Annotated in this window: 23 protein-coding genes and 1 tRNA gene; 8 read left to right on the plus strand and 16 right to left on the minus strand. The window is 67.8% G+C overall.

Annotated features, from left to right (window positions below; all coding sequences use genetic code 11):
* Positions 1–288: 288 nt before the first annotated feature.
* On the minus strand, positions 289–618 hold the full coding sequence (locus tag RPIT_RS09315) for a DUF3618 domain-containing protein (RefSeq protein WP_077342577.1): 330 nt from the start codon (positions 616–618) through the stop codon (positions 289–291).
* A 73-nt stretch (positions 619–691) separates the two neighbouring features.
* Here RPIT_RS09315 and RPIT_RS09320 point away from each other — a divergent pair, with 73 nt between their 5' ends.
* The 7 genes from RPIT_RS09320 (at position 692) to RPIT_RS15375 (ending at position 8,373) form a co-directional block, all read left to right on the plus strand.
* Positions 692–1,171: a peroxiredoxin gene (locus RPIT_RS09320; protein WP_077342579.1), complete on the plus strand. Its 480-nt coding sequence runs from the start codon at positions 692–694 to the stop codon at positions 1,169–1,171.
* Positions 1,164–1,820, plus strand: a complete 657-nt coding sequence (locus RPIT_RS09325; protein WP_226996247.1) for an IMPACT family protein — start codon at positions 1,164–1,166, stop codon at positions 1,818–1,820. The genes RPIT_RS09320 and RPIT_RS09325 overlap by 8 nt, the downstream gene beginning before the upstream one ends.
* Positions 1,821–1,930: 110 nt before the next feature.
* Complete coding sequence (locus RPIT_RS09330) at positions 1,931–4,225, plus strand: hypothetical protein (RefSeq protein WP_077342583.1); 2,295 nt, start codon at positions 1,931–1,933, stop codon at positions 4,223–4,225.
* Between the two features lie 166 nt (positions 4,226–4,391).
* A complete protein-coding gene (locus tag RPIT_RS09335) occupies positions 4,392–4,889 on the plus strand; it encodes a SigE family RNA polymerase sigma factor (protein ID WP_077342585.1) in 498 nt (165 codons plus the stop codon).
* Positions 4,886–6,652, plus strand: a complete 1,767-nt coding sequence (locus tag RPIT_RS09340) for a hypothetical protein (protein WP_077342587.1) — start codon at positions 4,886–4,888, stop codon at positions 6,650–6,652. The genes RPIT_RS09335 and RPIT_RS09340 overlap by 4 nt, the downstream gene beginning before the upstream one ends.
* A 477-nt stretch (positions 6,653–7,129) precedes the next feature.
* On the plus strand, positions 7,130–8,131 hold the full coding sequence (locus RPIT_RS09345) for a DUF5677 domain-containing protein (RefSeq protein WP_143028199.1): 1,002 nt from the start codon (positions 7,130–7,132) through the stop codon (positions 8,129–8,131).
* A gap of 80 nt (positions 8,132–8,211) precedes the next feature.
* Complete coding sequence (locus RPIT_RS15375; RefSeq protein ID WP_169835152.1) at positions 8,212–8,373, plus strand: hypothetical protein; 162 nt, start codon at positions 8,212–8,214, stop codon at positions 8,371–8,373.
* Between the two features lie 8 nt (positions 8,374–8,381).
* Here RPIT_RS15375 and RPIT_RS09350 read toward each other — a convergent pair whose 3' ends face one another.
* From RPIT_RS09350 to RPIT_RS09360, 4 genes are all read right to left on the minus strand, one after another.
* Positions 8,382–8,570 carry a hypothetical protein gene (locus tag RPIT_RS09350; RefSeq protein ID WP_077342590.1) on the minus strand — a complete coding sequence of 63 codons (189 nt, stop codon included), beginning with the start codon at positions 8,568–8,570 and terminating at the stop codon, positions 8,382–8,384.
* A 77-nt stretch (positions 8,571–8,647) separates the two neighbouring features.
* Entirely contained in the window at positions 8,648–9,205 is a 558-nt protein-coding gene (locus RPIT_RS15745; protein ID WP_218121552.1) for a hypothetical protein, read from the minus strand.
* Positions 9,184–9,627 (minus strand): HIT family protein, encoded by a 444-nt coding sequence (locus tag RPIT_RS15750; protein WP_218121551.1) that lies wholly within the window; start codon positions 9,625–9,627, stop codon positions 9,184–9,186. Before RPIT_RS15750 ends, RPIT_RS15745 begins: the two co-directional genes overlap by 22 nt.
* Positions 9,618–10,103: a TIR domain-containing protein gene (locus RPIT_RS09360; RefSeq protein ID WP_077342592.1), complete on the minus strand. Its 486-nt coding sequence runs from the start codon at positions 10,101–10,103 to the stop codon at positions 9,618–9,620. The genes RPIT_RS15750 and RPIT_RS09360 overlap by 10 nt, the downstream gene beginning before the upstream one ends.
* 382 nt (positions 10,104–10,485) lie before the next feature.
* On the opposite strand from RPIT_RS09360, the gene RPIT_RS09365 reads away from it, so the two are divergent.
* Positions 10,486–10,752, plus strand: coding sequence for a hypothetical protein (locus RPIT_RS09365; RefSeq protein WP_077342594.1), 267 nt, complete (start codon positions 10,486–10,488; stop codon positions 10,750–10,752).
* A gap of 211 nt (positions 10,753–10,963) precedes the next feature.
* Here the strand turns inward: RPIT_RS09365 and RPIT_RS09370 are convergent.
* The 11 genes from RPIT_RS09370 to clpS form a co-directional block, all read right to left on the minus strand.
* Positions 10,964–11,048, minus strand: a tRNA-Leu gene (locus RPIT_RS09370).
* 14 nt (positions 11,049–11,062) lie between these two features.
* The gene (gene thpR / locus RPIT_RS09375; protein WP_077342596.1) at positions 11,063–11,611 is read right to left on the minus strand and encodes an RNA 2',3'-cyclic phosphodiesterase; all 549 of its coding nucleotides are present in this window, start codon (positions 11,609–11,611) and stop codon (positions 11,063–11,065) included.
* A 17-nt stretch (positions 11,612–11,628) separates the two neighbouring features.
* Positions 11,629–12,966 carry a DNA polymerase IV gene (locus tag RPIT_RS09380; RefSeq protein ID WP_077342598.1) on the minus strand — a complete coding sequence of 446 codons (1,338 nt, stop codon included), beginning with the start codon at positions 12,964–12,966 and terminating at the stop codon, positions 11,629–11,631.
* 9 nt (positions 12,967–12,975) lie between these two features.
* Positions 12,976–13,458, minus strand: a complete 483-nt coding sequence (locus tag RPIT_RS09385; protein ID WP_077342600.1) for a dihydrofolate reductase — start codon at positions 13,456–13,458, stop codon at positions 12,976–12,978.
* A complete protein-coding gene (locus RPIT_RS09390) occupies positions 13,455–14,327 on the minus strand; it encodes a DUF1707 SHOCT-like domain-containing protein (protein WP_077342602.1) in 873 nt (290 codons plus the stop codon). The genes RPIT_RS09385 and RPIT_RS09390 overlap by 4 nt, the downstream gene beginning before the upstream one ends.
* Before the next feature lie 44 nt (positions 14,328–14,371).
* Positions 14,372–15,184: a thymidylate synthase gene (locus tag RPIT_RS09395; RefSeq protein WP_077342604.1), complete on the minus strand. Its 813-nt coding sequence runs from the start codon at positions 15,182–15,184 to the stop codon at positions 14,372–14,374.
* Positions 15,181–15,789, minus strand: a complete 609-nt coding sequence (gene rdgB / locus RPIT_RS09400; RefSeq protein ID WP_077342606.1) for an RdgB/HAM1 family non-canonical purine NTP pyrophosphatase — start codon at positions 15,787–15,789, stop codon at positions 15,181–15,183. Before rdgB ends, RPIT_RS09395 begins: the two co-directional genes overlap by 4 nt.
* Complete coding sequence (gene rph, locus RPIT_RS09405) at positions 15,786–16,511, minus strand: ribonuclease PH (protein WP_077342608.1); 726 nt, start codon at positions 16,509–16,511, stop codon at positions 15,786–15,788. The genes rdgB and rph overlap by 4 nt, the downstream gene beginning before the upstream one ends.
* Positions 16,492–17,325, minus strand: a complete 834-nt coding sequence (murI, locus tag RPIT_RS09410) for a glutamate racemase (protein ID WP_077344288.1) — start codon at positions 17,323–17,325, stop codon at positions 16,492–16,494. The genes rph and murI overlap by 20 nt, the downstream gene beginning before the upstream one ends.
* A gap of 11 nt (positions 17,326–17,336) precedes the next feature.
* Positions 17,337–17,927, minus strand: a complete 591-nt coding sequence (locus RPIT_RS09415; protein WP_077342610.1) for a DUF2017 family protein — start codon at positions 17,925–17,927, stop codon at positions 17,337–17,339.
* Positions 17,924–18,211, minus strand: a complete 288-nt coding sequence (gene clpS / locus RPIT_RS09420; RefSeq protein ID WP_077342612.1) for an ATP-dependent Clp protease adapter ClpS — start codon at positions 18,209–18,211, stop codon at positions 17,924–17,926. Before clpS ends, RPIT_RS09415 begins: the two co-directional genes overlap by 4 nt.
* Positions 18,212–18,220 lie beyond the last annotated feature (9 nt).

Here is an 18,220-nt window from a genome sequence, read left to right on the forward strand (position 1 = left end):
ATCTCGCGGGCGTCGATGAGGCTCGTCGGCGTGGTGCCCTACCGGTTGGCGTTCGCCCCTATCGGTTGGCGATTCCAACTGACGGTTGGCGCTCGCACTTCTTCGTTGGCGTTCCGAGCACACTGCTGGCATCCGCACTTCTCGGTTGGCGTTGTCACCGGCCGGTTGGCGTTGACTCCGGCCGATTAGAGGCGACTGTCCGCAATTGGCATCCAGACCGCGACGCAACTCAGGCACCGCACGGACGCTCCGTGCGCAGCCACTCGTCGCCGAGTGCCAAAACGTCGCTCAGGAGGACGTGACGGCGTGCTGCATGCTCAGTTCTAGCGCCGTGCGGCGCTTGGCGATCGCGCTGAGCGTGGCGAAGAACAGCACTGTCCCCAGCACCGCGCCGCCGATCGCGATGAGGCGGTCTCGGCGCCAACCTCCCTGCTCATCCTTGAGCTGCGAGGTGGCCGCGTTGAACTCGCCCTTGGCGAACTGCTTGACCTGGTCGACGCTCTCGCGGGCAATGTTCGCTGGCTTGACGGCCTCCACTGCTTCTGCGGTCGCCTCCGCCAACTTCGCGCGGTTAGCGGCGAGGTCAACGCGGATCTCATCGACTGAACGGGTAGCCATAGTGAAGTCTCCTCAACTGTCTGCCCTGTAAGCCTATCGGAGGCTCATGGTCCGCACACCCTAAGATGTGAGCATGACCGCACGCCTCACCCCAGGGTCCACCGCGCCCGAGTTCACCCTGCCCAACCAGGACGGCGACGACGTCTCGCTGGCGGACTACGCCGGCAAGTCGGTCATCCTGTACTTCTACCCCGCCGCCATGACGCCCGGCTGCACGACGCAGGCCGTCGATTTCTCCTCCGCCATCGACGCGTTCACCGAGAACGGCTACACGGTGCTCGGATGCTCGCCCGACCCCGTCGAAAAGCTCGCGAAGTTCAGCGCGAACTCCGACATCGACTTCACCCTGCTGGCCGACCCCGAGAAGAAGGTGCTCGATCTCTACGGCGCCTACGGGCTCCGCAAGCTCTACGGCAAGGAGATCGAAGGCGTGCTGCGGTCCACCTTCGTCATCGATGTCGACGACGACGGCACGGGCACCGTCCGCATCGCGCAGTACAACGTCAAGGCAACCGGCCACGTGGCGAAGCTCCGCCGCGAGCTCGGTGTCTGACACGCGCTACCTCACTATCGACGCCCGCCCGCTGGAGGGCACCGACGTCGAGATCGAGATCAAGCGCTCCCGCTTCCTCTGCCGGGTCCGACGGGTCACGACGGAGGCCGAAGCCCGGGAGGTGATCGAGGAGCGCCGGTCGGTCCACTTCGATGCGCGCCACCACTGCTCCGCGTTCGTCCTGGGGCCGGACGGGCGCACTGCCCGGAGCTCCGACGACGGCGAGCCCGCCGGCACGGCTGGCGTCCCGATGCTCCAGGTGCTGCAGAAGCATGGGGTGAGCGACGTCGTCGCCGTCGTCACCCGATACTTCGGCGGGGTCAAGCTTGGCGCGGGCGGCCTGGTCCGGGCCTACTCCGAAGCCGTCGCCGCAGCACTGGAGAAGGCGGGAACCCGCCGCGTCGAGCTCCACCGGTTGCTCCGCGTCGACGTCGGCTACGCGGAGGCGGGCTTCATCGAGGAACAACTCCGTGGGCTCACCCTCCCAGGCGGAGCAGAGGTCACGGTCGACGGGGTCGACTGGACCGACCTGGCGCACATCCGGCTGGCCATCCCGGACGGCTCGGAGGGCGAGTTCGCGCAGACTTTGGCAGCGGTGTCCACCGGCCGTCTCAGCGCGGAACCGATCGGCGAGCGGTGGGTCGGGTGACGTCCAGCCCCCGCGTGTCCAGGCACGCTGATCGAGTGATTTCTCATAAGTCCTTGTCATAGGCACATCGCGCTCTTAGCATGAGGGCTTCTCTAGCAAAGGAGCTACACATGCCCTCAGCTGCTGATCGGCGGAGGGGGGGAACCGCCGTCGCGGGCGTCGCCGCCGGCGCCCTCCTGCTCTCGATCCCTCTGCCCTCGCACGCCGTCTTCGGCGACGTCACCGCCATCGACCTCGGCCCCGCCGCCGTCGGTACGGCCGTCAACGGGGCCGAGCTGGTCGGCGACACGATGTTCCTCGTCTCGCGCCAGGCTGTGCCGGCCAACCTCAGCACCCTCGACCTCACCACCCGCACCGTCACCGACGTCACCACGATCCCCTCGGGAATTGAGGGGTGGGCGGCCACGGCCGTCAACGACGGCGCCGACCTCTACTTCGGCATGCACACCCCCGCCGACATCTATCACTACGACATCGAGCAGGGCGCGCTGACCACCGAGCCTGTGGCGACGCTGCCCGCCGAGTTGCTGGTGATGGACCAGAGCGCGGCCCCCGACGACACGATCTACATCGCGGGCATGGCCCGCGGGGCGAGCGGCGGGGTCTACGAATTGGATCCGGCCACGAACGAGGTGGAGCCGCTCGGCACCCCCGTCGAGGGTCAGCGCTATGTGCGCAGCATCGTCGCCAACGACGAGACCGTCTTCGCCGGGATGGGCCCGGCAGCCTCAGTCGCCTACCGCGACCGTGATGGCGGCGAGTGGCAGACCATGGACATCCCCGAACTGGAGGGCGAGTCCTTCGTCTACGACATCGCGCTCGAGGGCCAGTACCTGACCTTCGGCACCGAGCCGAGCGGGCTCTTCGGCGTGGTCGATCTCGAGACGTCCGACGTGACCATCGTGCCGGTCCCCGACGGACGCACGATCGATTCCATCGTCATGGATGGCACCACCGCCTACTTCACGGTGCGCCCCGAAGGAGCGCTCTACTCCTACGACATCTCGACGGGGAGCCTCACGAAGCTCGGAGTGCCCAGCATCGGCGCGGAGCACCGCAAGCTCTTTGTCTCCGACGGCACCGTGATCGGCGTCACGGGCGTCGGAGACGTGTGGTCGTACTCGATGGCGGACGGCACCGTCGACGTCATCAGCGGCCTCGAGTCCGGCATGCCCCGCAGCCCGGAGCGGGGCGCCCAGTCGCTCGCGGTCTTCCAGGGCGACGCCTACGTCGCCGGGCACTGGGGCATCCAGCAGCACGACGGCACCAGTGGTTCCTCGGAGCGGTTCGCCGTGCCCGGCGAGACGAAGACCATGACGGCCGACGACCAGCAGCTCTTCGCCTCGATCTACCCGGCGAGCCAGGTGTGGACCTACGATCCCGAGTCGACCGACCTCGAGTTCCTGGCCCAGATCCGCGACAACCAGATGCGTCCCCGGACGAGCCTCTACAACCACACCACGGGCAAGCTGCTCGTCGGCACGCGTGAGACGTACGGCAACGTCGGCGGTGCCGTGTCGGTCATCGATCCCGCCACCGGTGCCATCGAGACCCACCGCGACCTCGTCGTCGACCAGACGCCGATCTCCCTGGCTGCCATCGACGGCACCGCGTTCGTCGGGCACGAGATCCTCGGTGAAGTTCACGCCCCCACGACGACGGAGGCCGACCTGATCTCGTGGGACATCGAGACCGCCACCACCAACTGGGACATCGTCCCGGTGCCGGACGCGGCCGCCATCTCCGGCCTCGCCACCTACAACACGGCCGACGGCCCGCGCCTCTACGGGTTGACGACCACCGGCTGGCTGTTCGAGGTTGACCCTGCCACCGGCGAACTCCTGGGCAGCGTTAAGGCCGGCAGCCGCGCCACCGACCTCGTGGCCAACGACGTCGGCGTCTTCGCCCTCATCAATGGCGGCATCTTCCGCATCGACACGGAGGCTGGCGACCTCTCGCGTCAGCGGGTGCACAGCGGCGCCTTCACGCACATCGCCGTCGACGACACCGACCCGTTCCGCATCTACGCGGTGGGAATCCGCACGGTCGACGGCGTGAGCCAGGCGCGCCTGTACGCCGTGGAGATGGAGCCGACTGTGAGCGTCATCCGCTGGTCGGTGACCGATTCCGACGGTGACGCCCTGGGCGGCTCGACCTTCCGGGTGATCGCGCCGGACGACTCCGAGGTCACGGTCGACGACAACGGACCGCTGGATACGGACCCCGACACTGGCGAGATCGCCTACCTGTCGGATCAGTTCGGGCATCACAAGGTGCAGCAGCGTGAGGGCGCGAGCGGTTACCTGCTCGACCGGGGGACGCAGCACGCGCGCTCGTCCATGGAGCAGCCCGCCCCTGACGAGCTGACCTTCACCAACCGCACCCACCCGGGCAAGAAGCGCTAGCGCAACGCTCACCGCCCATCGGGCCCGTCCTCCGGGGCGGGCCCGATCCATGCCCGTAGCATCGGCTCGGGAAGTGCTGATCAATGGTGCAGGACATGATTGATCAGTGGTTCCCTAAACCGAACGTGCCCCCCACGGCGTCGTAAGGGATAGGGAGGTAGCTGAGGTGTTCGAACAGGTCGCAGCCGGCTTTGACGCATTCGTGCGCCGCACCAGGGATGACCTGTGGCGGGCAGCCTGGCTGCTCACGGGAGACCATCACAGGGCCGACGACCTGGTGCAGACCGCGCTCGGGCGCACCTACGGGCGCTACGAGTCGATCGGCAACGACCACAAGTTCGAGGCCTACGTGCGCACCACCATGTACCGCACCTACGCCTCGTGGTGGCGGAGGAAGTGGAACGGCGAGGTCCCCGACCAGGGGGCCGACGAACGCTCTGCGAATCCCGTCGCGGACGTCAACCTCGACCTGATCCGCGCGCTGAACGCCCTGCCGCGCATGCAGCGGGCCGTTCTCGTGTTGCGGTTCTTCGAGGACCGCTCCGTCGCCGAGGTCGCGAATCTACTCGGCATCGCCGAGGGCACGGTCAAGGCCCACACCTCCCAGGGCTGCGCCGCACTGCGGCGCTCCCCCCACCTGGCCGACGACAAGGAGTGGTCATGACCGACGAGCAGTTCGCCCGCATCTTCAAGCGCAACACCCCCGAGCCAACCGACGGCGACTGGGCCGCCGACGCCAGGCACCGGCACCGCCGTCGCCAGGTGGGAACCGTGGCTGTCGCTGCCGTGGCCGGCGTCGCGGTCATCGGTGCGCCGTTGGCGATCAACGTGCTGCAGGACAACGGACCCCAGTACGCCACCCCGGCCACGTCGAGCGCTGCCCCGGCGCCGACGGCGTCGCCGTCGTCTGGCGATCCCACCGGTCCGTCAGTATCTCCCGCCACCACTGCAGCCGACATCTGCCCCGCCGCGCAGGACTATGTCGGCACCGATCTGCCCGAGGGCGCGGTTCAGCTGTGGCTCTGCGGGGAGGACGTCGAGATGGGCGGGCGCGCCGGGCCGCCGGAACCGCTCACCACGGGAGTGGATGAGGCGATCGCCACCTACAACGCGCTCGAGTTCCGGGACCCCGATCAAGCCTGCACGATGGAATACACGCTCGCCTACACCGTGATCGCCGAGTATCCGGACGGCACGCGGAAGGCCGTGCAGGGAGAGCTGCACGGGTGCCGCAATGTCGGCGACCGCGCGGGCGGAGACCAGTTCTTCGAGACGCTCCAGGATCTGTGGGAGGGGCAGCGCGAGTCGACCCCCGCCCCTGAGTTGGAGCTGACCGCGGACGAGGCCTGCAATGCGCCGGGGACGATCATGCCCACCGGGCCGACAGGCAGCGTGGCCGGATACCTCTGCCAGGGCACAGACCCCGGCACGGCCAAGGGCGTGGAGCTGTCAGACGAGCTCCTCGATCAGCTTCTGGCAGACCTGGAGACGCGGGGCGTGGCCGGTTCGGTCCCGTTCTTCGAGCTACCGCCCGAGCCGCACCTCACCCTGCTCAACGCCTACGGCGAGCCGTTCGTGCTGACGCGACACACCAACGGCCTCTATCAGGCCGGTGAGTTGGTCTGGCGCCCGTCGCCGGAGTTGGCCGCCGAACTCGAGGCACTCTCCCCCAGCGGGAACCCCTCCCCTTCGAATCCCTCCCGACCGGCCATGCCCGTCCGCGACTCCTGCCTCGACCCCGCCGCCATCGCCGCCGACACTCCGCCGGACCAGGCTGACTGGGTGGGCATCTGCCCCACTCGCGATGGTGTGGCCGAGCCGATCGACGCGCTCACCGACCCGGCCCTCGTGGCTCAGGCCGCTGCAGCCCTGACCGGGCTGCCCGGCGAGGGATGCTGGCCGGAAGAGGTCCGGGGACCGGTCTACGTACTCTTCGGCACCTTCGACAGCACCACCGCAGTGCCGGTGTACAACCGCTGCGGCGATGACCCGATGGACGCGTCGGAGGTGCTGGCCCCGATCCTCGAGATCTTCGAGCAGCAGCGCGCCTCCGACGAGATGACCTCCTTCCGCGGTGGGCCGCTCTGCCCCGTCGCCGAGTCGGTGTTCGACATCGACCTGACGGCTCTCGAGCCGCAGATGGGTTCGGTGTGTGTCGGGGTGTCCGAGTCCAGCGGCGGCGTGGAGATCTCCCTTCCCGGGGACCTCCTTCAGCGGATCGCGACGGAGGTGGCCACCGCCACCGAGACGACGACCACGGACGTGCAGGGCGACCGGCTCATCCTCACCGACGAGTACGGCGAACCGCTGACGCTCATCCGGTCCGGCGACGGCAGCTATGTCTGGCTGCCACTCGACCGTCCGGCCCGTTCCTGGACCCCGTCCACCGAGCTCGCCGCGGAACTGGACCGCTACTTCGCCCTCTGATCGTGGCCCCAGAGCGTGCGTCCGTGACCCTGTGCCGGACGCTCCTCGACAAGCGCTCGTCACTGCAGGGAGCATCAACTGGTGGCTATTCAGGGAAACGATGAAACCCCACATCAGGGGCCTTCTCTCAAAGGCTGCTGAGGGCTTCACCACAGCGGCTAGTGGGGGTTCACCACAGCGGGAATCGGGCACTGGGTGACAATGCGGCCAGCCCCTCCCCGGACTAGACTTGACCACCCAGACATCCTCCCGAGCGATCATCTCCCGAGTGTCGGTGCCGACTGGCACGATTCCAGAGTGAACATCTCCACTACGACAGCGCTGTGGCGCGCCAGGCTGCGGTACTGGCTTGCTGGGCGAAGACGAGTCACCCTGCGACTCCTGGGCCGTGCCTCGGACTCCAGTGACGCCTACCTCCGCATCGCGCAGGCCCTGGAGGAGAAGCACGAGTCATCGGGCATGTCTTCGGAGGAGGCCATGGAGCGCGGCTTGGTGGAGGCACTGGAGATACTCACCGAACATGGCCCACCCCAAGTAGCGGCGGCGCTGAAGGCCGATGGCCCGAGGATGCTGGCAGAGCACCGCCGTCTCGACCGAGGGTTTGAGAAGCGCATCCGTCAGAGGTGGGGAACCGCTCTCGACCTCTACTACATGATCGCCGTGGCCTGCCAAGAGGTCGGAGCGGAGGGCTACCAGGAAGCCAACCAGTGTGACGAGGGCAGTGAGAGCGAGAGGGCGCTACTGGAAGCCATGAGCGGGCTTCAGGCGCGCGCCTGTCGGCAGTCCTTGGAGGTGTTGTCTCTGCTGGAGACTGGATTCCCCAAGGCCGCTCACGCCGTCAGCCGCAGCATGCACGAGGGGGCAGTCGTCGCCTCCGTCCTCACCGAGTACGGGAGCACCCCGGAGCACGCCGACATTGGGACGAGGTTCTTGCTGTTCGATCACATCACCAACCTGATGGATGCCGAGGAGTATCAGCGGTACGCGGAGCGCCTCAAACATGAGCCGTTCACCGATCAAGAGATGGCGGCACTTCGCACGACGAAGGCCGAAGTGCTGGAGCGTTTCCCCGATCTCGACCGGAAGATGGGCTGGGCGGGCGATCTGCCTGGGCTGAGGAAGCGGACGTTCGAGGAGTTGGAGGTCATCGCAGGCATCGACCACTTGCGTCCCTACTACACCTGGGCGAGTCACGAGGTTCACGCCTACCCCAAGGGTGTACGCCTCAACCAGTCGGGTCTCGACGGGGACCTGTGGAAGTTGGCAGGACGGACGAACGCTGGGCTTGCTGACCCCGCTCAGGGAGCGCTCATCGCCTTGAACCAAGTGACGGCATCCATGCTTACAGTTCCCGGCGTAGCGTCCCCCAGCCGGATCGTGGCCTCCCGCGCCACGATGGCTCTTCTAGATGAAGCCCGCGAGGAGTTTGCTCGCATCGAACGGGAGTTGGCCGACGAGCGGACACTCACGGTCTGGTAGCACTCACCGGCTCGGTCCAGCAAGAGGAACCAGTCAGAAGCGGCTGAAGATGCCGCCCATCCTGGCTACAGTCCAGGCGCATGAGAGCGACGAACCGGCAGACCTTGATCTCCGCCATCTTCGAAGCAGCCGAGCGCGCCACGAACGACCTCACCCATCTCGTCCCCGACCTCGACCGGGACCGCACCGAGTACGCGCTTGCGTCGGTTCTGCTGGAGGAGGCGTGGATCAGCATTCGCTGAGCCCGACCTCAGTCTCGGGGAGCCGCCCCGCCGTCCGCGAAGCCGTCGAACGTCCTGATGTCCCGCTTGGGCTCGGCAAGTCCGTCACGGCGGCGCTGGGCCTCCTTGCGGCGGTCTTCTCGGTCCTCGGCATCGAAGACCTCGGCAAGCGCCTCCATGTCGGCCTGGAGGGAGTTCTTGGCGTGCTGCTGGGTCATGACGGTCCCTCCTGATGTGGGCTTGGACTACTGGGTGCTATCGAGCGTAGACGCACAGTCGTACGAGTCGCAGAACGTCAAGTCATGAGGCAGACGCGGACCAGGAGGATCAGGCCGACAAGAAGGAGCGAGCCGTAGAACGGCGTGATAGCCCAGGACTTCCATACGGAGGTGTCGGGCTTCCAGTCATTCAAGAACTGGAACCGTGGCCCCTTTTCCGGCGTATCCACTGCTCCTGTGGCCTGGTCGTCTACCTCGTCGGCCGTGATGTCATGCTGGTTCTCGGGAACCTGGCCGCATCGCTGAACCTCGCGCGGATCGAGGCTGAACAGCGGTATGCCCTTGTTGCGCGCTACCGCGTCGTAGAGGGCGCGGTACGCCTTCTCCCTGTCCAGGTAGTGAGCGTCCAAGAACATGAAAAGCAGGACCGCGCCAAGACCGAGTGCAATGACGGACCAGGCGTTCTGAGTCATGCCGTAGCCGTAGGTTGCCGTGACTACGGGCAGCAGCCAACTCTTGGTGCTCGTGGACGCGGCAGACATGCGCGTGACGACAGCCTGGATAAAGTCGAGGTGCTTGTGGAGGTCCTCTCGACAGGGAGTGTCGTCACCCGTCACGGCTTCATCGACCTGCACGCCTCGCGGACGCGTACCAGAGTGTCGTCCTTCCCGGCCTCGCTGTAGTCCGTGCCCTCCGGCCAAATCGGTCCCATCGCATCGCCGTCCCAGCGAGGAACGAGGTGCACGTGGAGATGAAAGACGGTCTGTGTCGCCGCCTCTCCGTTAGACTGGATGACGTTGAGACCCTCGGGGTGGAGCGCTTCCCGGATCGCTCCAGCGAGCCGAACTGTTGCGCGGGCCAGATGACCAGCGGTCTCTTCATCCAGTTTCCAGATGTCCGCCACATGCTTCCGGGGAACCACCATCGTGTGGCCCAGGACAGCAGGCTCGGTCGGGAAAAAGGCGACGACGTACTCGTCGCGGTAGACCTCGCGGGCGTCTGGATCGTCGCGTAGGACGATCTCGCAGAAGGGACAGCCGTCCTTGTTCACGGCCACTTCGTGACACCCTGCTCGGCCCAGACGGGCAGTCGGCGGGCCAGTTCGTTGTAGGTCGCCTTGGTGTCGATCCGCCCGGACCAGTCAGTTGCGGTGGGATCGAAGAGCGGCACACCGGAGAGCCCTGCTACCTCGAACGGGTTTGCGCCAGCGGAATCGGCCCCGTCGCGCATAGAGGCGAGTCCGTGGATGCGCACTCCGAGCAGCGGCTTCTTCATGGACCACGCACGCTCGATCTCGTACTGCACGTAGGGCCGTTCGGCGGTCTGTCGACCGACTAGGACGATGACCGCCTTCTTGTAGTTCATCTCCTTGTCGATCCAGTTCTGGATGGCGGTATCGGTCTTGTAGCGGACCTCCTCCCAGTTCTGCCCCGTGACCTCAGACCCTCCAGCGATTGACTTGATCTCGCGGACCAAGTTCACTCGAAACTTGTCCCGGTCGTAGTGGAATGAGTAGAAGACTGACTTGGCCATAATGGCTCCCTTCTCGTGGTCCCGGTCTAGCCGGGCTCGCGAACATTTCTAGCAGGCGGGTCCGACACCCTGGAACACCGCCGGAGGGTGATGGGGCGCAACGGACGCTTCCCCTCGCCGCTGCGCCCCACCTGACCTACTCGACCCGCATCTGGATGCGAGTGCCCTCGCTGATGTGCGTCGCGTACTCGGTCAACTCGGGATCGGAGATCGACCCCCCCGACCCGAGACCACTCGCGCCGGAGCACAGACTTGATCTCGCAGCGAGGCGATCCGCTTCTACCAGCCCTACGTCTGGGGATCGCCGGAGTGGGAGCACGCCTACGGTGCTCGAAACCTCTCCGAGACCGCCAACAGCAACCTGAAGGACCACCACGGTCGCTTGGCGAAGGGCTCGATCAAGGTGCTGGGGAAGAACAAGATCGCCCTGGCGCTGGCGTTCTTCGTGGACGCGGTGAACACCCGCCTGATCTTCCACATGCCGACCGACTTCTTCGAGCGCTGGACAGGTGCCCCGGACCCCTACCTGCCCGATCCCGACGACCCCGCTTGGACCGACCCGGACCACCAGCCGCCAGACACGAGGGCAGGACCCGAAGAGGCCATCCTCGCCACTTCACCCGCCACGACGGAGCCGATCACCACGTAACACCTCGCCCTACCAGCCCCTGCCCGGATACAGGTCCGGACGGGGGCTTTTCGCTGTCCGGGGGCTGTCCAACGTCTGGTTGACACCGCTGGGCGCATTCGGAGCCGCGACGCGAAGGGGCACGACGCCCTTGAACGCAGAACTCCCGGCCCCGACGACCCGGGACCGGGAGTTCTCTTGAAGAAAATCGGCTACTGCTACTAAATAGCGCTGGTACGGAAGAAGGGACTTGAACCCTCACGCCCGAAGGCACAGGAACCTAAATCCTGCGTGTCTACCAATTCCACCACTTCCGCGGGCAGAGGCGAGTTTAGCGCAGCGCGAAGCGCTCAACGACCTCGTAGTGGCGCCCCACCTGGTGCGACTCGATCAGCACGAGTTCGTCGGCCGTCCAGGACCAGCCGGGGAAGGAATCGAGTATCCCCAGCCACCGCGTGGCCTCGATGCCCCGGTTGTGACGGGCAAGGGTGAGGTGCCCGACGAAGGTCGCGCCGTCGACCGCCACCCCCGCGTTGTTGGCCGCTGACCGGCAACGACGGGCGAGCGCGTCCAGCCCACCTTCCGCACCGTGCGCGGCGAGGGCGAGGATCTTGGCCTTCCCCGCGTGCGGGAAGGCGATCCCGCCGCTCAGGCGCACAACGAATCTCGGCGTACGCGCGGCGGCAGCACCGAGTTCCTCGACGAGGCGCTCGAGGTGGGAGTCGGGCACCGACCCCATGAACGACGTCGTGAGGTGCCACCCGTCCGGCCGCCGCCAGCGCAGGTCGGGCGCGGCCTCCCGCCGCGGCTCGACCAACGTGTCAATCTGCTGCACCACGTCCTCGGGCGGCAGCACCGCAGTGAACATCCGCTTGCCCATGCGGCAAGGCTATACGTCTACTCGTCGTCGGTGGAGACGGCGAGCGGGAGGGGGTAGAGGCCGGCCGGTCGCAACGCGGGATCGTCGACGGCGAACGTCCGGATCGGGCCCGGCCCGGTGTCGCGCGTCTCGAATCGGACGGTGACGCGCCCCAGTCCCGAACCCCAGACCCAACCCCGGCCATGGACGTCATGCTCGACGTCGGCACCCGGGTGATAGCCACTTCCCCGCACCCCGCTGAGCGCCACCTCTGTGTCGGCCCCCGTGGTGGTGGAGGTGCTGGCGGGCGGCGGATCATCCTCGCCGAACAGTCGCTCCTGCGCCGCGGTGGTGAAATTGGACACTCCGATGCCGAGCAACCGCACCCCCGGCCTCACGTCCACCTCGGACAGCAACGACACGCCGGCCGCGGTGATCGCGTCGACGGAATCGGTCGCTCCGCCCAGCGAGCGGGCGATGGTGCGGGTGGTGAAGTCGGCGAACCGGACCTTGAGCGTGACCGTGCGCGCGAAGTAGCCCGCCCGGGTCAGCCTCCCGGCCACCCCTGCGGCGTCCCTCCGCAGGATGAGTTCGAGTTGGACCGGGTCGGTGAGGTCGGTCTGGAAAGTGTCCTCAGTCGAGATCGACTTGGGGTCGCGTTGCGCCTGCACCTCCCGGTCGTCGCGCCCCTGGGCCAGCGCGGCGAGCCCCTCTCCCGCTGCCTGGCCCACCTCACGGATCAGCTCGGCCCGGTCGGCGGCGCGCAGGTCGGCGACGGTGTAGAGCCCGATCGCCATCAGACGCTGCTCGGTGGCGGGACCGACGCCTGGAATCGCCCGGACCGGTAGCGGCGAGATGAAGTCCAGCTCCTCGTCGGGGAGGAGGATGCGGGCACCGTCGGGCTTAGCGGCCTCGCTCGCGAGCTTGGCGAGGAACTTGGCCGACCCGACACCGACCGAGGCGGTCAGGCCCTCGGTCCGTCGGGTGACCTCTGACCGCAGCCACGCCACCCGATCGACGAGTTCATCATCGCCCCAGCCCGACGGCGCCAGGTCGACGAACGCCTCGTCGAGGCTGAGCGGCTCGACCAGCGGCGAGATCTCTCTGAGCAGCGCCATGACGATGCGCGACGACTCGCGGTAGGCAGGGAACCGACCGCCGAGGAAGGCGGCGTGAGGCGCCCGTCGCCGAGCCTCGGCACCGGACATCGCCGAGCGGACTCCGAACGTGCGCGCTTCGTAGCTGGCCGTTGCCACCACGCCACGCTGGCCGGAGCCGCCCACCACGACGGCCTTGCCGCGAAGGCTGGGCTTGTCGCGCTGCTCGACGGCCGCGTAGAACGCGTCGAGGTCGAGATGGAGGATGCGTCGGGGCACGCCCCGAGGTTAGCTGGCCCGTGGGGTGGGTCGGTACTGGGTGAAGTCGAATCCCTGCCGCGGCTCGCGGGAGATCTCCGTCCACTCGCGCACCGACAGGAGCGGGAACGTCGCGGCACCCTCGGGCTCCTGGTGGACGTGGGTGATGTCGAGTTCGGTGAGGTAGGGCCAGGCCGCCTCGTAGATCTCAGCCCCGCCCCCGATGTAGCAGATCTTCTCCGGGGTCTGTGCGGCGAGGTCGAGCGCCTCCTCTATGGAGTGGGCCACCTCGACGCCGTCGTCGGACCAGTCAGGATCCCGCGTGACGACGATGATGCGCCTGTTCGGCAGGGTGCGTCCGATCTGCTCGTGGGTGCGACGGCCGAACACCAGCGTGTTGCCGGTGGTCACCTCCTTGAACCTGCGGAAGTCCTCGGGCAGATGCCAGAGCATGTCGTCGCCCGAACCGATCACGCCGTTGTCGGCAACGGCGGCGATCGCCACAATCCTCATCGCAGGCCCTCCATCGAGATCATCGACCCCATCGTGTCGAAGGTCGCTGAGCCGGTCAAGGCTCCGTCGATGCAGATGACCTTGAACAGCGGCTCTCCGCCAGCCGCCCAGAGCAGCTCGGCGCTGCTGGCCGTCCCCCCGACCTGCAGCGGGGCTTGGTACAGCGCCTGAGCGAACCCTTCCTCGACCTGCTGGAGCGCTGCCGTGCCGCGAGTCTCCGCGACCGATGGTTCCTCGGTCCAGTAGCCTCCCTCGGGCCCGACCCGGATCTCGGTGACCACCCCAGGGGAGCGCTCAGCCGACGCCAGCGCGGTCAACCCGTCCCTGTCGACGGTGAGGGCGTGGAACGAGTCCAACCCCAACTCCCGTGCGGCGTTGCCAGCCTCCGGGATGAGGTTCCCCCACGACGCCGACCCTGGCACTTCGTCGGACACGAACTCGGGGCCTACCGGCTCTGCAACCCAGGACTCTTCCCAGCCTGAGGCGTCGGGTCCATCGAAACGGCCCACGCCGACGAGACCGGTCAGAACCACCACCCCGACGCCGGCGGCCAGTCCACCGGCAAGCAGTGCCCCCCGTCGAGAGGGCTGCGGCTGCCCGAGCCGCGCGGGCGGTTGGCCGGCGGCTCGGACGAAGGCTGCGGGCGGCCCGTGGGAGGCGTCGTTGCGCGGATCCACCACCGCCGGGAGCACGTTGGGCCGAGGTAGCCCGTCGAACTGCGCGATGGCGTCGCGGTGGGTCACAGCCTCCAGCACCCCGTCGGTCCGACGGCGGAACTCCACGTCGTCGATGCGTCCGTCCGCGTACGCCGCCGACAGCAGATCGAGGTACCTGTCGCGCTCCTCGAACGATGGCCGCAGCTCACTCATGGGCTCAGGCTAGCCCACCGGTGACCTCGCCCCGGGCGGGTCGGCTAGACGGCGATCGGCGCCTTGATGGCCGGGTGCGGGTCGTAGCCGGTGACGCTGATATCGGCCAGCTCGAAGCGGTCGATCTCCGTCACCTCCGGGTTCAGCACGAGCGTGGGCAGCGGGCGAAGCTCCCGTGCCAACTGCTCGGCGACCTGGTCGACGTGGTTGGAGTAGATGTGCGCGTCGCCAAGCGTATGGACGAACTCACCGACCCGCAGCCCGGTCACCTGAGCTACCAGGTGGGTGAGCAGCGCGTACGAGGCGATGTTGAACGGCACGCCCAGGAAGACATCAGCCGACCGCTGGTAGAGCTGGCAACTGAGGATGCCCGGCCCCCCGTCGTCGGCCGGGGCCACGTAGAACTGGAAGAGGGTGTGGCAGGGGGGAAGCGCCATGTCGTCGACGTCGGCGACGTTCCAGGCCGACACGATGTGCCGGCGGGAGTCCGGGTTGGTCCGCAGCGATTCGACGACGCGGGCGATCTGATCGACGTGCCCGCCGTCCGGCGTCGGCCAGGAGCGCCACTGGTAGCCGTAGATCGGCCCGAGGTCGCCGTCGGCGTCGGCCCACTCGTCCCAGATCGAGATGCGGTTCTCGTGGAGCCAGGCGAGGTTGGTGTCGCCGCGGAGGAACCACAGGAGTTCCCCAAACACCGAGCGGGTGTGCACCTTCTTCGTGGTGACCAGCGGGAACCCTTCGCTCAGGTCGAAGCGCATCTGGTAGCCGAAGACCGACCGGGTGCCGGTGCCGGTGCGGTCGGCCTTCACCACCCCGGTCTCCATGACGTGGCGCAGGAGGTCGTGGTACTGCTTCATGAAAGCTCCACCAGGTAGTCGACGAATTTCCGCACCGCGATGCCGCGGTGGCTGATCGAGTCCTTCTCGTCCGGCGTGAGCTCCGCGGACGTCACTGTCATCCCCGCCGGCACGAAGAGGGGGTCGTAGCCGAACCCGCCCTCACCCTCGGGGGCGTCGGCGATGTGGCCGTGCATCGTGCCGTGCCAGACGCGCCGCTCGCCGTCGGGCGAGACCATGGCGAGCGCGCACACGAAGCGGGCGCTCCGGCGCTCCCTGGGCACCCCGTCCAGCTGCGCGAGCAGGAGCGCGTTGTTGTCCTCGTCGTCCTGGGCCGGTCCCGCCCACCGGGCGGACCGGACCCCCGGCATGCCGCCCAGTTCGTCGACCTCGAGGCCCGAGTCGTCGGCAAGCGCCACCAGCCCGGTCTCCCTCGCCGCGGCCGTGGCCTTGAGGAACGCGTTGCCCTCGAACGTGCGCTCGGTCTCATCCGGCTCGGGGTAGCGGGCGACGTCGCGGAGACCCAGTACCTCGACGTCCAGGCCCGCGGAGCCCAGGATCCGGCGCAGTTCGTTCAGCTTCTTCGGGTTGTTGGTGGCCAGCACCAGCCGCTCGGGACGCTTCACTGCAGCGCCGCCCGCTGCAGGCGCGTGAGCTCCGCGCAGCCCGCGGTGCCGAGGTCGAGCAGCGCCCCCAACTCGTCGCGGCTGAACGGGGTGCCCTCGGCGGTGCCCTGGACCTCGATGAACTGGCCCGAGCCGGTCATGACGATGTTCATGTCCGTGCCGGCGGCGGCGTCCTCCTCGTAGTTGAGGTCGAGCAGAGGCACACCATTGTGAAAACCGACCGAAACAGCGGCCACGGAGTCCTTCAGCGGCTCGCCCTTGAGTGCGCCCAGGGCTCTCAGGTGCGACACGGCGTCCTCGAGCGCGACGTAGGCGCCCGTGATCGCCGCGGTGCGCGTGCCGCCGTCGGCCTGCAGCACGTCGCAGTCCAGCACGATGGTGTTCTCACCCAGGGCGCGGTAGTCGACGACGGCGCGCAGGGAGCGTCCGATGAGGCGGGAGATCTCGTGCGTGCGGCCGCCGATCCTGCCCTTGACCGCCTCGCGGTCCGAGCGGGTGTGCGTGGCGCGCGGCAGCATGGAGTATTCGGCCGTCACCCAGCCGAGCCCCGAGCCGGTCCTCCAGCGCGGGACGCCGACGGTCACGGAGGCCGCCACCAGCACACGCGTCTTCCCGAACTCGACGAGCACGGAGCCCTCCGCGTGGTCGAGCCAGTTGCGGGTGATGCGCACCTCGCGCAGCTGATCCGGGCTGCGCCCGTCGTTACGTGTGGTCGGGCCCATGGCCTGCCTCCTTGTCGATGACGACGGTGGTCGCGTTGCTGACGAAACCACCCAACAATCTACGTCCGATGCCCTGGAAGTCACGGGCATCGCCCGTGGTCAGGAACTCGCGCTTCGCCTCACGCGGCTGGTGCCGCAGAAGACCCGCCTGGGTGAGGGTCGTATACGTGGCCTGCGCGCAGGCCTCGGCGGACGACACCAGCGTCACCCCGTTGCCGAGCACGTACCCGATGACGCCGCTGAGCAGCGGGTAGTGGGTGCACCCGAGAATGAGGGTGTCGGCCTGGGCGCGCTTGACCGGCTCGAGGTACTCCTCCGCGACGGCGAGCAGTTCGTCCCCGCCGGTGATACCGGCCTCCACGAACTCCACGAACCGGGGGCAGGCCTTGGAGGTCAGCGTGATGTGCGGAGCGATCGCGAACGCGTCCTCGTAGGCGGCCGAGTTCACCGTCGACTGGGTGGCGACGACGCCGACCCGTCGGTTGCGGGTGGCCGCCACCGCGCGGCTGGCCGCTGGCAACACCACTTCGGTGATCGGCACCTCGTAGCGCTCCCGGGCGTCGCGCAGCACGGCCGCGGAGGCGGAGTTGCACGCGATGACCAGCGCCTTGACCCCCTGCGCGACGAGGTAGTCGAGCCCCTGCAGGGCGAACCGGCGCACCTCGGCGATCGCGCGGGGCCCGTAGGGCGCACGGGCCGTGTCGCCCAGGTAGATGAAATCCTCGTTGGGGAGCTGCTCGACCAGGGAGCGCAGGACCGTCAGACCGCCGAACCCGGAGTCGAAGACCCCGATGGGCCGGTCGATGTCACTCACGGTCACGCAGTCTAGTCGTCACGCTCGCTGGGCTGGAACTGGTCCGGGTCGAGGCTGGCCACCAGGTTCAGGCATGTCTCGCGCGACTCCATGAGGTCCTCGAGCAGATAGCCGAGCCATTCGACGAGGTCGACGAGCGACTCGTTCTCCTCCGTGACGACGACGTCGGCCATCCGGTCGGTGCCGGCCAGTTCGGAGTACCAGAATAGGCGCATGCCGCCCAACGTCTTGGCCCAGCTGTCGACGGCGCCCAGCGTGACCGGCACCGGCCCGTCCCAGTCGTCCAGGCTCCGCCGGACGGTCTCTGCGGCTTCGAGCCGCGACCTCGTCAGCGAGTGGATGGAGTCCTTCCAGAACTCGTCGGCGCCCTTGGAATCCTCCAACGCCGGCGGGTACAGCCTCCCCAGCCGTGGATTGCCCAGCATTCGGTTGGTGGGGTCGTCGGCCAGGTCCGCCACGATCTGCTCGAAGGGGTCGTCGGACGCGTCCGGCAGGAGCGTGGTCAGGTGCATCGTGTAGATGCCGATCATGGCCGACAGCCCCTCGCCACGGCCCTCGCTCCCGTCAAAGGCCCAGACGATGTCTTCCGGGTCGAGAGTCATGCCTGCTCCATCGTGGCCCACAGGTTGTAGCCCTGCATCGCGAGCACGTCGCGCTCCATCGCCTCGCGGTTGCCGCTGGACACCACCGCCCTGCCGTCGTTGTGCACCTGCAGCATCAACCGTTCAGCCTTCTCCCGTGGGTATTTGAAGTACTCCTGGAACACGTAGGTGACGTAGCTCATCAGGTTGACCGGGTCGTCCCAGACGATCGTCACCCAGGGGCTGACGGACTCCTCGGTTGGCGCCTCGAGGACTTCGAGGCCACCTTCGGTCGCGCTACTCATGCAGCCCAC

Source organism: Tessaracoccus flavus (assembly GCF_001997295.1).
Lineage (GTDB): Bacteria > Actinomycetota > Actinomycetes > Propionibacteriales > Propionibacteriaceae > Arachnia > Arachnia flava.